This window comes from Psychromonas sp. (assembly GCF_047632995.1).
Classification (GTDB): domain Bacteria; phylum Pseudomonadota; class Gammaproteobacteria; order Enterobacterales; family Psychromonadaceae; genus Psychromonas.
In genome coordinates this window covers 69,599-82,173 of the sequence record NZ_JBLIEK010000003.1, presented here as the reverse complement: position 1 = coordinate 82,173, position 12,575 = coordinate 69,599, and the positions used below count along the sequence as shown (strand labels likewise).

The 12,575-nt window shown below is 41.6% G+C and carries 13 protein-coding genes, 3 tRNA genes and 1 rRNA gene; 6 read left to right on the top strand and 11 right to left on the bottom strand.

Annotation, left to right across the window (positions count from 1 at the left end; all coding sequences use genetic code 11):
* Nucleotides 1-8: 8 nt before the first annotated feature.
* A 5S ribosomal RNA gene (gene rrf / locus ACJAT7_RS01485) occupies nucleotides 9-124 on the top strand.
* Nucleotides 125-1,777: 1,653 nt separating this feature from the next.
* Here the strand turns inward: rrf and ACJAT7_RS01480 are convergent.
* The 5 genes from ACJAT7_RS01480 to mutY form a co-directional block, all read right to left on the bottom strand.
* Nucleotides 1,778-1,853: transfer RNA gene (locus tag ACJAT7_RS01480), tRNA-Phe, on the bottom strand.
* A 55-nt stretch (nucleotides 1,854-1,908) separates the two neighbouring features.
* Nucleotides 1,909-1,984 (bottom strand) — tRNA-Thr (locus ACJAT7_RS01475).
* Nucleotides 1,985-2,258: 274 nt separating this feature from the next.
* A tRNA-Phe gene (locus ACJAT7_RS01470) sits at nucleotides 2,259-2,334 on the bottom strand.
* Nucleotides 2,335-2,467: 133 nt separating this feature from the next.
* Nucleotides 2,468-2,737: an oxidative damage protection protein gene (locus tag ACJAT7_RS01465; protein WP_415225018.1), complete on the bottom strand. Its 270-nt coding sequence runs from the start codon at nucleotides 2,735-2,737 to the stop codon at nucleotides 2,468-2,470.
* Between the two features lie 3 nt (nucleotides 2,738-2,740).
* On the bottom strand, nucleotides 2,741-3,814 hold the full coding sequence (gene mutY / locus ACJAT7_RS01460; protein WP_415225017.1) for an A/G-specific adenine glycosylase: 1,074 nt from the start codon (nucleotides 3,812-3,814) through the stop codon (nucleotides 2,741-2,743).
* Nucleotides 3,815-3,946: 132 nt separating this feature from the next.
* Here mutY and trmB point away from each other — a divergent pair, with 132 nt between their 5' ends.
* Nucleotides 3,947-4,681, top strand: a complete 735-nt coding sequence (gene trmB / locus ACJAT7_RS01455) for a tRNA (guanosine(46)-N7)-methyltransferase TrmB (protein WP_415225016.1) — start codon at nucleotides 3,947-3,949, stop codon at nucleotides 4,679-4,681.
* 269 nt (nucleotides 4,682-4,950) lie between these two features.
* Nucleotides 4,951-5,580 (top strand): DUF5610 domain-containing protein, encoded by a 630-nt coding sequence (locus ACJAT7_RS01450; RefSeq protein WP_415225015.1) that lies wholly within the window; start codon nucleotides 4,951-4,953, stop codon nucleotides 5,578-5,580.
* A gap of 235 nt (nucleotides 5,581-5,815) precedes the next feature.
* Here ACJAT7_RS01450 and ACJAT7_RS01445 read toward each other — a convergent pair whose 3' ends face one another.
* Both ACJAT7_RS01445 and epmB read right to left on the bottom strand, forming a co-directional pair.
* Nucleotides 5,816-6,133: a hypothetical protein gene (locus ACJAT7_RS01445; RefSeq protein WP_415225014.1), complete on the bottom strand. Its 318-nt coding sequence runs from the start codon at nucleotides 6,131-6,133 to the stop codon at nucleotides 5,816-5,818.
* 31 nt (nucleotides 6,134-6,164) lie between these two features.
* Nucleotides 6,165-7,181: an EF-P beta-lysylation protein EpmB gene (gene epmB / locus ACJAT7_RS01440; RefSeq protein WP_415225013.1), complete on the bottom strand. Its 1,017-nt coding sequence runs from the start codon at nucleotides 7,179-7,181 to the stop codon at nucleotides 6,165-6,167.
* A 38-nt stretch (nucleotides 7,182-7,219) separates the two neighbouring features.
* Between epmB and efp the strand changes: the two genes are divergently transcribed.
* Entirely contained in the window at nucleotides 7,220-7,789 is a 570-nt protein-coding gene (efp, locus tag ACJAT7_RS01435) for an elongation factor P (RefSeq protein WP_415225012.1), read from the top strand.
* A gap of 58 nt (nucleotides 7,790-7,847) precedes the next feature.
* Here the strand turns inward: efp and frdD are convergent, their stop codons facing one another.
* The 4 genes from frdD to frdA are packed head-to-tail and all read right to left on the bottom strand — an operon-like array spanning nucleotide 7,848 to nucleotide 11,156.
* The gene (gene frdD / locus ACJAT7_RS01430; RefSeq protein ID WP_415225011.1) at nucleotides 7,848-8,225 is read right to left on the bottom strand and encodes a fumarate reductase subunit FrdD; all 378 of its coding nucleotides are present in this window, start codon (nucleotides 8,223-8,225) and stop codon (nucleotides 7,848-7,850) included.
* Nucleotides 8,226-8,237: 12 nt separating this feature from the next.
* Nucleotides 8,238-8,627 carry a fumarate reductase subunit C gene (locus ACJAT7_RS01425; protein ID WP_415225010.1) on the bottom strand — a complete coding sequence of 130 codons (390 nt, stop codon included), beginning with the start codon at nucleotides 8,625-8,627 and terminating at the stop codon, nucleotides 8,238-8,240.
* A gap of 10 nt (nucleotides 8,628-8,637) precedes the next feature.
* On the bottom strand, nucleotides 8,638-9,375 hold the full coding sequence (locus tag ACJAT7_RS01420; protein WP_415225009.1) for a succinate dehydrogenase/fumarate reductase iron-sulfur subunit: 738 nt from the start codon (nucleotides 9,373-9,375) through the stop codon (nucleotides 8,638-8,640).
* On the bottom strand, nucleotides 9,375-11,156 hold the full coding sequence (gene frdA, locus ACJAT7_RS01415) for a fumarate reductase (quinol) flavoprotein subunit (protein ID WP_415225008.1): 1,782 nt from the start codon (nucleotides 11,154-11,156) through the stop codon (nucleotides 9,375-9,377). The genes ACJAT7_RS01420 and frdA overlap by 1 nt, the downstream gene beginning before the upstream one ends.
* Nucleotides 11,157-11,349: 193 nt before the next feature.
* Between frdA and epmA the strand changes: the two genes are divergently transcribed.
* Nucleotides 11,350-12,330 (top strand): elongation factor P--(R)-beta-lysine ligase, encoded by a 981-nt coding sequence (gene epmA / locus ACJAT7_RS01410; RefSeq protein WP_415225007.1) that lies wholly within the window; start codon nucleotides 11,350-11,352, stop codon nucleotides 12,328-12,330.
* A 2-nt stretch (nucleotides 12,331-12,332) separates the two neighbouring features.
* A complete protein-coding gene (locus ACJAT7_RS01405; protein ID WP_415225006.1) occupies nucleotides 12,333-12,554 on the top strand; it encodes a hypothetical protein in 222 nt (73 codons plus the stop codon).
* The last annotated feature ends 21 nt before the right edge of the window (nucleotides 12,555-12,575 follow it).

Here is a 12,575-nt window from a genome sequence, read left to right as displayed (position 1 = left end):
AGTTTTTGCTTGGCGACAATAGCGCTGTGGTACCACCTGATTCCATTCCGAACTCAGAAGTGAAACGCAGCTGCGCCGATGGTAGTGTGGGGTCTCCCCATGTGAGAGTAGGTCATCGCCAAGCGCCCAATAACGAACCCCAGTGAGCTCTGCTTACTGGGGTTTTTTATTGCTTACGTTTTGTGTTTGACCTGCTCTTGCATGGGGAAGGTTAAGAGCACCAACGAAGTTGGTTTCATCTCATGTGATAGTAGGGCGAATTTGGCGCTAGCCAAGGTTCATGAGCGGACGAGCTCTGCGAGTCCTGACCGTCGCCAAGCGCCTAATAAACGGAAAATCCCTGTTGACTACGTCAGCAGGGATTTTTTCGTTTAAGCGCTTAACGCGATGAGCACTCGAGCATGGGGATTATAAAAAGCATGCCGTAGGCATCTCCTTTCATGTGATAGTAGGGCGAGTTTGCCGATAGGCAAGGTTCACGAGCGGACGAACTCTGCGAATCCTGACCGTCGCCAAGCGGCCAATAACGAACCCCAGTGTGCTCTGCTTACTGGGGGTTTTTATTGCTTACGATTTGTATTTGACCTGCTCTTGTATGGGGAAACGTTAAGAGCACCAACGATGTTGGTTTCATATAATGTGATAGTAGGGCGAATTTGGCGCAAGCCAAGGTCATGAGCGGATGAGCTCTGCGAATCCTGACCATCGCCAAGCTAGGCAATTTAACCCAGATAAACCCAGTCCTTCTTTGAAGGGCTGGGGTTTTTCGTTTAAGCGCTTGTGGCGACGATCTGCTCTCTCATGGTGAAGGTGGGCAGTTTGCCGTAGGCAGTATCAAATAGGTGTTAGAGGGCGAGTGTTGCGCAGCAATGGGTCATGAGAGGGGCTGCCAGCCCTGACCATCGCCAAGCGCCTAACAATACCAATCTGATTAATTAATCTGCCATTTTAATCCAATCCCTAGAGCAGAGCTTCTTGCCTCGTTCGATATCACTGATAAAAAACACTCTATTCATAACCATTAATGCTTCAGTTTCTCCTGATGAGGGGCAACCGGCAGTAAATAAAAACGCTCATTAATATCACATGGTACATATCACTCGCTCGTGTTGATGTTTGCTTTCAAGATCAAGCAAGGTTTGGTCAACAAACAGAACGACAAAATATGCGTAGAAAAGGGACAAGATCATCCTTCGCTCTGGGGGGTATACCAAGAAGTACCATCCATTCTGATGAGGGCTTATCTCTAAATTTACAGCGTTTTTTCTGTCGAGTAGCCATCTTTTTTACACTGTTTAAGACAACTTTCAAAACTTAAATTAGAGCCAAGGTGTTTTTTTCAGAAGTAATAAAGGTTGATGTTACGTTAATTTATGGACAGTATCGACTGAGATAACGATGCCGATAAAGACTTGTTGGTGGCGCATGGAGAGGAAATGCTTGCCAATACCGACAGTACGAATTGCTGGGTGACGGTGGGTGAGTTGTTCTATTGAAATATACTAGGCAGCTTTGCTGCTAGAGTTAAATCAGGGGCTTATTTTATAGTGCTAACGGCTCATTTGTCTGCAAGGCCGTGTGATAGGGTCTTTGATATTAAAAACGCTCTGTTTGATTTGATTTGCCTCTAAAGGCGGGGGCGCGACGTATAATTATGCGCCATGCCACAATAAGATTGGGTTTATCTCTTTGCTTGGGAGCGAACTATAGACAAGGGGGGCCGCAATTTAATGATACAAAAAAGCCCTAAACAATAAATTGCTTAGGGCTTGAATGATGGTGCTTCGTCTCGGAATTGAACCAAGGACACGAGGATTTTCAATCCTCTGCTCTACCGACTGAGCTAACGAAGCGTAACTTTTCTTGTTTATTTCTAAACAAGCATCTTCAAATATGAAGAGGTATAAATGGTGCCGACTACCGGAATCGAACTGGTGACCTACTGATTACAAGTCAGTTGCTCTACCGACTGAGCTAAGTCGGCACACGAAAACGTGTGCATTTGCACCGAGGTTATTAACCTCAACCTATCGAGATGTTCTTCAATAAGAAATAATATGGTGTTTCGTCTCTTAATCTTAAATCAAAAGATGAACCACTTGGTGAGAGGTTTCACTCTCTTTACCGATTGAATAAATCTTTTCAGTAAACCTAAATATTGTGTTTCGTCTCTTAATCTTAAATCAAAAGATGAACCACTTGGTGAGAGGTTTTCACTCTCTTTACCGATTGAATAAATCTTTCAGTAAATCTAAATATGGTGCTTCGTCTCGGAATTGAACCAAGGACACGAGGATTTTCAATCCTCTGCTCTACCGACTGAGCTAACGAAGCGGAACGAGGCGTATTAAATAGATTTTAGCGTCGACCGTCAACCCCTTTTTAAAGATTTATCTTGTTTTTCTACTGTTTGTTCGTACTTTCACCATTAACTGCTTTATTTGTAAACAAACTTAGTGAGTGGCTTTTATTTTTTGGGGGTGTAACCTTCAATATCAATATCTTTATTTTCAAAAAGGTAAGCAATCATAGTTTGTTCTATGAACTTTCGATCTTCAACTTGCATTAAATTTAATTTTTTTTCATTAATCAACATAGTTTGTTTTTGCTGCCATTCATTCCAAGCTTCTTGACTGATATTATCAAAAATTCGCTTGCCTAATTCACCAGGAATAAGTTGAAACGCTAATCCAGGAGCTTCTTTTTTTAAATAACTACAAAATATAGTTCTAGACATTTTTTATTCCTCTTCTTTAATTTTGTTTACCGAAGTTAATATTTTTTTTGTGGCCGCCGCAAGCCCTACTTTTTTTGGATGCTCTATGTTATACCAAAGAGTGCCAGTTTCTTCCATAACTTGTAGTTGTTTAACATGATCAATTTCAATTAAAACTGGCGAAATATCAAAATGAAAATGACTGAAAGTATGGCGGAAATTAGGCAGCAGCGTTTGTTGGTGATCTTCCATCCCATTTTCTCGCAAATACTGATGACACAGATCTAAACTTTCAAATTCAGGAAAACACCATAAACCGCCCCATATACCAACTGGCGGACGCTGTTTTAATTGTATTAATTGTTCGTTTTTACCTTTCTGCAAGAGGATCAACATAAATGCATGTTTTATCGGGATCTTCTTTTTAGCTTTAGGGGTCGGATATGCTTGTACCATCTCATCCTTAAGCGCTAAACAGTCTGTGCTAATCGGGCATTCGTGACATTTCGGTTTGCTTCGGGTACAAAGCATAGCGCCCATATCCATCATAGCTTGATTAAATATAGCGGTTTGTTTTGCGGGTGTCACTTTCTCTGCCAGTGCCCATAATCTGTTTTCAATACGTTTTTCACCCGTCCAGCCTTCGATGGCTTGATGGCGTGTTAATACCCGTTTAACGTTACCATCTAAAATGGCAAATTGTTTATCTAGGGTTAAGGATAAAATTGCACCTGCTGTTGATCGCCCTATTCCGGGGAGATCGAGCGCCTGTTGGAATTCCTGCGGGAATTCGCCTTGGTAATTATCGCGAATGAATTGAGCTGCTTTATGTAAGTTGCGTGCTCTGGCGTAATAGCCGAGTCCAGTCCAGTGATGCAACACTTCATCCAAAGGGGCATTGGCCAGATAAGAAATGGTTGGAAAAGAGCGCATAAATTTATGAAAATAGGGGATAACAGTTGCGACTTGCGTTTGCTGCAACATCACTTCACTGATCCAAGTTTTATAAAGGCTCTTATCTTGTTGCCAAGGAAGGGTTTTACGACCATATTTGTGCTGCCATTGAATTATTCGCTGGCTAAAATCATTCTGATTCAAAACAAACTCTTTCTCATTTTAGGACTCTTTTTAGGGGGATGGAGCATAGCAGAGTTGCACAAAAAATATAACGTTGCATAATGCAGGGATATTTAATGTGTAGACTAGTTACAGGACAACTAAGGTAGATAAATGACAGATCAAGACAATTCAGCCTCAACTGAAAATGCGCAAGCGCTCGGCGAAAATAAATATATGCGCAAAGTACGTTCGTTTGTAAAACGCGAAGGGCGCATGACTACTCGACAATCTACAGCGATTGAAAACTTATGGGAAACCATGGGCGTTGACTATCAAGTGGGCACTCTTAACTTTAAAGAGTTATTTGGTCGTGATGCACCTGTTGTTTTAGAAATAGGTTTCGGTATGGGTAAATCATTGGTTGAAATGGCTAAAAACGCACCAGAGAAGAACTTTCTCGGCATTGAAGTGCATGGGCCAGGCGTTGGTGCTTGCCTTGCTGATGCGGGCGAACAAGGCGTCACAAATCTGCGCGTGATTAATCATGATGCAGTTGAAGTTTTAGAGCATATGCTCCCGGATAAAGGGCTTGCCACTTTCCAATTATATTTCCCCGATCCATGGCATAAAGCGCGTCATCATAAACGGCGCATTGTCCAGCCTCAATTTATTGAAAGTATGCGCCATAAATTAGCGATTGGCGGTGTGATTCATATGGCAACTGATTGGGAAAACTACGCTGAATATATGTTAGAGGTATTACAAGCTGCCACTGACTTCAAAAATCTTAGTGAATCGGGCGATTATGCCGCACGTCCAGAATGGCGCCCTCTGACCAAGTTTGAGAATCGAGGTCATAACCTCGGCCATGGTGTGTGGGATTTGCTGTTTGAACGGATAAGCTAATCTTTTCCGCAGATAAATGATCCCGACCATTTAAGTTTGAAACAAAAACGGGTTTAGATGATAAGAAAGCGAGTACTGCGAAAGTGGTACTCGCTTTTTTGATCGGGCGTTAAAATTAGTAGAACTAACCGCCTATTCGACGATTCCATTTTATTTTTTCTTCTCTATTAATCTCGTGTTTGGCTGTATACTGTTTAAAAAACATGCAAATTAAAGCTTAAGTTACACTAAACAGAGCCGATAACTGATAATCAATAGAGGTAGATATTATGAGTTCATCAATTAAACCAAGTGGCACATTTAGTCAAGATGTCCGGGCTTTAGCAAAAGCGCCGGATAAAAAAGCTAACGGCCCAATGGGAGAGCAAGTCTCGGAACTTGCTCACAATAAAAAAATGGGAAAAGTGGAGCAACCTATTTCTGTTATTAATAAAAAGCTGCTTAACGCTTCAATTTTGGAATCTTCGTTAAAATTCGATGAAACTATTGCCGACAAGCCTCAGTCATTGCTTTTAAAATCTGCGTTAGAGGGGATAAATGATTCATTAAAAGCGATGGGGATATATAGAACGGTTGAAGACGGCTATGATTCTGGCCTCGATTTTAGCCCGGAGGCAACAGCTGAGCGTATTGTTTCATTTAGTACGCAGTTTTTTACTGCTTATCAGGATCAACATCCAGAAATGGATGAAAAGGAAGCCTTAACTAAATTTGTTGATGTCATTAGCGGAGGCATTGATCAAGGTTTTGGTGAAGCCAAGGATGTACTTGGGGGATTAAAGGTGTTGGAGGGCGACGTTGCAGATAATATTGATAAAACCTATGGGTTAGTTCAAGAAGGACTACAGGCTTTTATTGATGCCTTTAGTGAGCCAGAAGAAGAACAACCCGTACTGTAACCGTAATACAGCGATTGACTTAAGTTGCTCGGCCTTTCTTTACTGTAGATGATGCTTGCGAAGGGCTTATGGACGTCCAGAAAACTAATCCCCCAGAGATACAAGGCAAGAAAATAACTTTTGCCGATCTTGCGTTCTACGAAGCAAAAAATCTGGACGTAATAAGGTTTGCTATTCAACTCTCAAAGATAGTAAAAGAGGAAGGGTTGATAAGACCCTTTAAAGTAAAGAAGGGTTACTCTTTTAAATTGCTTTTAAAAGAGCTCAGGGTTTTAAACAGAAGTTCAATTTTGACCACAATGGCGGGCAACAGTTTTTTGTAATGCTCTTCACTATCGGTTTGAATTTCTTGCAGATCAGCCGCTAACTCTTCCACATAAGGTAAAAATGTAGTGGAATGATTTTTAAAGGCGTTATTATCTGTAAATATTTGTGTAAAACCTACTTTTTGTTGCTCACGTAACAGTTCCAGTTGCTTGTCGGCATCAACCGCTTTGTGGTAAATGATTTTTAAATTCTCTTGTAACTGCTTCAGCACATTTTCTTTGCTCATCTTTTTTTCCTATTGGATTCTAATTAGCGGATTATAGCGAATTAATGATAGTTTTTCTTTTCTGACCCGCAATTTCTCTGCTTAGTTTGGGAAGTAGATATCCAGGCAATGCCTCGCTCATCTCTTTAACCAATAACTGCGCGGTTTTTTCTTCTATATCAAAATGTTGTGCACCTTGTACTTTATCTAATAAAAACAGGTAATAAGGTAATATGTCGGCACTAAACAGCGCTTCACTCAGCTCGATTAAGGCTTGGCTGTTATCGTTCACCCCTTTTAATAATACACTTTGGTTTAACAGTTGAATGCCTGCCTGGTGCAGTTTTGACATCGCCTCAGTAAATGGATTATCTATCTCATTGGCATGGTTGATATGTAAAACGAAAACGACTTTAAAGCGGCTCTGCTTGAGCATGGCGCATAACTGCTCAGTTATTCTGGCGGGAATAACCACAGGAAGGCGCGAGTGAATACGTAAACGGGTTAACTGAGGCAGTAATTCTAACTGGTTAATTATATATTGTAAAAAATCATCTTTGCTCATCAAGGGATCACCACCGCTTAAAATTACTTCATTCACTTCTGGATGCTCTTGAAGATAAGTGATAATTTCCTGCAGCTGTTTTTTATTAATATTGTTATCTTGATAAGGAAAGTGACGTCTGAAACAGTAGCGGCAATTTACAGCACAGCCTGATTTTAATATCAGCAGTACCCGGCTTTTGTACTTATGTAATAAGCCGGGAAGGGCACTGTTATGCTCTTGTAATGGATCTAAGCTGTAACCGCTACTCTCTACCTCTTCATCGCTGATAGGCAATACTTGCTTTAACAGTGGATCGTTAATATCGCCCTTTTTCATTTTTTTTACAAATGGCAGGGGAACCAGCATTGGAAATTGTTTACGTGCCAATGAGCTTAATGGCAGACTTTCCGGCGATATATCCAATAATTTTAAAAGTTGTAGCGGATTTTTAGCTGCATTCGCGAGTTCTTTTTGCCAAGTCGCTAACTCGGCGGTATTATCCACAGTAATTATTTTTGTCATTTGTGTCATTTTTAAAATCAAATCATATAGAGGTTATTATGGGAACATATAGTACCAGTGAATTCAAAGCTGGCCTAAAATTCATGATGGATAAAGAGCCTTGTGCAATTATCGAAAATGAATTTGTTAAACCAGGGAAAGGTCAGGCGTTTAGTCGTGTTAAAATTCGCAAGCTGTTGTCAGGAAAAGTAATCGAAAAAACCTTTAAATCGGGTGAGTCTGTTGAGTCTGCTGATGTGATGGATATCGATCTTGCATATCTTTATAATGATGGTGATTTTTTTCATTTTATGAATAATGAAACCTTTGAGCAAGTCGCCGCGGATGAAAAAGCGGTCGGTGATAATGCGAAATGGTTAGTTGAACAAGATATCTGCACCATCACCACTTGGAATGATAATCCGATTGTGGTTACACCTCCAAACTTTGTTGAAATAGAAGTGACAGAAACAGATCCTGGTCTGAAGGGCGATACAGCCGGAACCGGTGGTAAGCCTGCAACGCTGGCAACTGGGGCCGTTATTCGTGTGCCGCTATTTATCCAGATTGGCGAAGTAGTGAAAGTCGATACGCGCAGCGCTGAATATGTGGGTCGTGTAAAAAAATAAAATTATCTAAAGCTTATAAAAAAACCCAGTTAGTAACTGGGTTTTTATAATTTGAAATTTAAAACATCTGCAACAAGAGAGTAAAAACAAAAACACTCACGGCAAAAGCAAAGCCGTAACAGAAAACCTTTTGCCAATCACGTCCTCGTTTAACACCTATATCATGTAAACCATGGAAAATGCGATGTAAGGTGTGCCATAACGGCAATGCTACCAGCACTAAAACAATGGCGGCACCATACCAGGTTGTCGCGAAATAATGTATTTTTTCATAACTCAAAGCCTGCTTATCCATCATCCCCAGTGGAATTAAGATCCCTGTAATTAAGATCATCACGGGTGTTAGAAAGGCAGTAAGCATACCGCCCGCGCCAAATAATCCCCAAAAGACGGGTTCATGGGAGCGTATATAGGTTTTCTCTGTGCTATCTGACATAGCCTGTCTCCTCTATAAGGTAATAATCAATAAGCAGAAAATAGTAACCACTGCAAAGGTGCCGTAATGTGCCGCGACAATTATTTTATCATCAAGCTTTTTACCTTTTATCCACAGATCTGCCGCTTTAGGCGCAAGGGAGAACCAGGTGATGGTGTGGTATAAGGCCAATAGCAGCATGATAATATGCACAATAATTGCAAACGGGTTGTGCAGAGCTTCAAGCCAGCCGTTAAAAGCTACCTCACCTTGACTGAGACGGAACACCCCCCAAGCAAGAATAAGGCTGTATAAGGTAATGAAAAGACTGCTGCCTTCCCTTATCATATACTTTGTATAAAACAGTTGTTTCATCCACCAATCCTTCGGCAGCTCTCGTGTATAAGGTTTGCGTTTACTCATCACTTTCTCCTTAATCTGGTTTGAACATGCCAATCAGGTAATCTTTACTGCTTTCAACTTTAAGCAGTTGGATCGCGGCCGCAGGATCAACATCTTTCGGACAAACAACCGAGCAATATCCCACAAATGTACAGCCCCAAACTCCCTCTTCCTGATTAACTATTTTCATCCGCTCGGCTTCGCCATTATCACGGCTATCGCGATTGTAACGTGCCAGCAAGGCTAACGCCGCCGGGCCAGTAAACTTCTTATCCAATGCATATTGTGGGCAGGCCGCATAGCAAAGGCCGCAATTAATACACATTGAGTACTGCTTGTATTTTGCCATCTGCTCTGGCGTTTGTTGGTAGGGGCCTTCAGACAAGCATTTATCTGTTTCAGGGATTATATAGGGTTTGACAGATTCCAGTTTTTTAATGAAATCATCCATTACGACGACCAGATCGCGTTCAATCGGGAAGTTAGCTAACGGCTCTAAACTTACCTTGTTCGGATAATAATCGCGAAGAAATGCTTTACAGCCTAATTTTGGAATACCATTAACCATCATTCCACAACTGCCGCAAATCGCCATGCGACAAGACCAGCGGAAACTGATACTGCTATCGAGGTGATCTTTAATATATTGCAGCGCTTCTAAGATCGACAGGTCAGGCGTGTAAGGCACCTCAAAGGTTTGTGTTAATGGTTCACTATCTATTTCCGGGCGATAGCGAAGCACGTCAATTTCAATCGTTAATTCACTCATTAAGCTTTCTCCTGCGCATGTGCTTTTTCACCTGCTGCACCATATGCTCTTTCTGCGGGTTGGCTTTTGGTGATAGTCACGGATGAATAATCTATTCTGGGTGCTTTTCCATCTTGATAATAGGCCAATGAGTGTTTTAAGAAGTTGTTATCATCGCGTTTTTCAAAACCATCAATGCGTTGATGAGAGCCGCGTGACTCTTCTCGTAAAATTGCACTGTGCGCCATCGCTTGTGCAGTATCAAGTAGGTAACCCAGTTCAATCGCATATAAGAATTCAGTATTAAAAACGCTCGATTTATCATTAATTTGAATTTTTTTGTAACGCAATTTAAGCTCGGCTAGCTTATCTATGGTTTTTTGCATCGATTCTTTAGTGCGATAGATACCTACTCCCTCTTCCATGCAATCGCCCATCTCCTGGCGAATGTCGGCCATTTTTTCCGTGCCTTCACTGTTTAACAGGGCTTCGGTACGCGCCATAATCTCTTCGGCTTTTTTTCTCAGTGGTGATATTTTCCCATGTTTGTTATTACTCGCGTAATTTGCGGCTTCTTGACCTGCTAACTGACCAAAAACGGCAAGTTCAGTTAATGAGTTTGAGCCCAAGCGGTTTGCGCCATGTAAACCAATCGAAGCACATTCCCCGATGGCGTATAAACCGGCAAGTTTCGTTGCTGTTTTTGCATCGGTTTCGATTCCGCCCATCGTATAATGTACCGTCGGTCGAACTGGAATCGGCTCATAAACAGGATCAACACCCACATAGGCTTTTGCAAGTTCACGGATAAACGGTAGCCGTTCATTAATCTTTTTCTCACCTAAATGGCGAATATCGAGGTAAACAACATCCCCGCGCGGACCTTTAACCACATTGCCTTTTTGCTGTTCCTGCCAGAAACACTGACTGAGCTTATCGCGCGGGCCGAGTTCCATATACTTGTTTTTAGTCTGGCCAACGGGAACTTCCGGTCCTAAACCGTAATCTTGTAGATAACGGTAACCATCTTTATTGAGTAAAATGCCACCTTCACCACGACAACCCTCGGTCATTAGAATACCGCTACCCGGCAAACCTGTTGGATGATATTGCATAAATTCCATATCACGCAGCGCCACACCATGACGGTAAGCGAGTGACATTCCGTCCCCCGTGACAATGCCTCCGTTGGTATTGTAGCTGTAAACCCGACCTGCACCGCCGGTTGCCATGATCACCGATTTTGCTTGAATTAGCTTTGCTTCACCTTCGGCGATATCGAGTATGACAACGCCTTCTATTTTGTCATCTTCAACAATCAAGTCTAAACAGAAATGTTCATCAAAACGCTTTATTTTTGGATACTGTAACGACGTTTGGAAAAGAGTGTGCAGGATGTGAAAACCACTTTTATCGGCGGCAAACCAAGTTCTTTCTATTTTCATGCCGCCAAAAGCGCGTACATTAATAGAGCCATCTTCTTTACGGCTCCATGGGCAGCCCCAATGTTCAAGCTGAGTGAGTTGTTTGGCTGCATTTTCAACAAAATACTGAACAACATCTTGTTCACATAACCAATCCCCACCGGAAACAGTGTCGTCAAAGTGGTTATCAAGCGTATCATGATCTTGGACAACGGCAGCGGCACCTCCTTCGGCTGCAACTGTATGGCTGCGCATAGGGTAAACTTTAGAAATTAATGCGATATCAAGCTCTGGATGTTCTTTTGCTATTTCAATAGCGGCTCTTAGTCCTGAACCGCCCGCGCCAACGATGGCAACGTCTGTTTTAATTATCTGCACACTTTTTCTCCCATAAAAAATTTATGAATAATTGAGTGTATCAGTGTTTTTCTAAAATTCCGTGAGAAAAGTAAGGTTTTTCAATATTATATAGCTAGTAAATGCGGGATATAAATATATTAATTATTCGCGCGGCCTATTTTTAGTTCCGAAAAAAATTATATTGGGTAAACTAGCGGAAAAAGGAGATAAGATGAACTGGTTACCAAGTGCAAGCATACAACAATTGCAAAAACGGGCGAAAATAATACAAACTATTCGCCTCTTTTTTATCCAGCGAGGGTTATTGGAAGTAGAAACGCCATCGTTAAGCCAGGCGTGTGTTACCGATATTCATCTATCTTGTTTTAAAACCTTCTTTATCGGGCCTGAAATATCGCCACTAAAGGCGAGTTGTTCAGGGGTACCCTTATACTTGCAAACCTCCCCTGAGTTTCATATGAAACGTCTGTTAGCAGCGGGCAGTGGCTCTATTTTTCAAATTAGCAAAGTCTTTCGTAATGAAGAATCTGGACGATTCCATAATCCTGAATTTACTTTACTTGAATGGTATCAAGTGGGGTTTGACCATTTTTTATTAATGGATGAGATGGATCAGTTGTTGCAACTTATCCTGAATAGCGAACCGGCTCGCCGCTGCACATACCAGAATGCTTTTTTAGAACTATTAGATGTGGATCCGCTGCAAGCTTCACTTTTCGATCTTAAACAAGCAGGGGCCTCGTTGCAGCTTGGTGATGTTTTAAATGCAGAAGAGGATCGGGATACGGTTTTACAGCTGCTATTTTGTGTCGCTATTGAGCCCGTTATCGCGCTGCATAAACCCTGTTTTGTCTATAACTTTCCCGCTTCGCAAGCCGCACTAGCCACAATTTCAGGGGACGATCCGCGCGTTGCAGAGCGTTTTGAGGTTTATTATAAAGGAATTGAATTGGCCAATGGATTTAATGAATTGAGCGATGCAGCGGAGCAGTTAAATCGTTTTCAGGAGGATAATCGTTTGCGCAAACTCAAAGGGATTGAAGAGATGCCGATTGATCATAACTTTATAAGTTGTTTACCACACCTGCCCAAGTGTGCAGGCGTTGCTTTAGGGGTGGATCGTTTGCTGATGCTTGCGATGGGACAAACACATATTAATGATGTATTAAGTTTTACAATTAAAGGAGCCTGAAAATGGCAAAACTGTGGCTAACGGATCGGGTTTACTCTGTCTGGGAATATCTGATTCGTATCGCTTACTGGGTGGCTGTTATTTTTATATCCTCGCTCTATCTGCAACATTATTCTGAGCAAAACTGGTTTAAAATGGGTCTCATATTGGGTAGTATATTGTCTGTAGTGGTGTTTCTCGGCTTTGCGCGTATCCTTGATCACCTTTTTAAACCACCTAAATAACAATTGGTTATTTTAATACTA

What these genes read in the sequence shown, in the direction of transcription:
- ACJAT7_RS01425 (WP_415225010.1), bottom strand. Translation starts at nt 8,627, where the DNA reads ATGAGTAAACGCAAACCTTATACACGAGAGCTGCCGAAGGATTGGTGG.
- trmB (WP_415225016.1), top strand. Translation starts at nt 3,947, where the DNA reads ATGACAGATCAAGACAATTCAGCCTCAACTGAAAATGCGCAAGCGCTC.
- ACJAT7_RS01450 (WP_415225015.1), top strand. Translation starts at nt 4,951, where the DNA reads ATGAGTTCATCAATTAAACCAAGTGGCACATTTAGTCAAGATGTCCGG.
- ACJAT7_RS01465 (WP_415225018.1), bottom strand. Translation starts at nt 2,737, where the DNA reads ATGTCTAGAACTATATTTTGTAGTTATTTAAAAAAAGAAGCTCCTGGA.
- ACJAT7_RS01420 (WP_415225009.1), bottom strand. Translation starts at nt 9,375, where the DNA reads ATGAGTGAATTAACGATTGAAATTGACGTGCTTCGCTATCGCCCGGAA.
- ACJAT7_RS01405 (WP_415225006.1), top strand. Translation starts at nt 12,333, where the DNA reads ATGGCAAAACTGTGGCTAACGGATCGGGTTTACTCTGTCTGGGAATAT.
- epmB (WP_415225013.1), bottom strand. Translation starts at nt 7,181, where the DNA reads ATGACAAAAATAATTACTGTGGATAATACCGCCGAGTTAGCGACTTGG.
- efp (WP_415225012.1), top strand. Translation starts at nt 7,220, where the DNA reads ATGGGAACATATAGTACCAGTGAATTCAAAGCTGGCCTAAAATTCATG.
- ACJAT7_RS01445 (WP_415225014.1), bottom strand. Translation starts at nt 6,133, where the DNA reads ATGAGCAAAGAAAATGTGCTGAAGCAGTTACAAGAGAATTTAAAAATC.
- epmA (WP_415225007.1), top strand. Translation starts at nt 11,350, where the DNA reads ATGAACTGGTTACCAAGTGCAAGCATACAACAATTGCAAAAACGGGCG.
- frdD (WP_415225011.1), bottom strand. Translation starts at nt 8,225, where the DNA reads ATGTCAGATAGCACAGAGAAAACCTATATACGCTCCCATGAACCCGTC.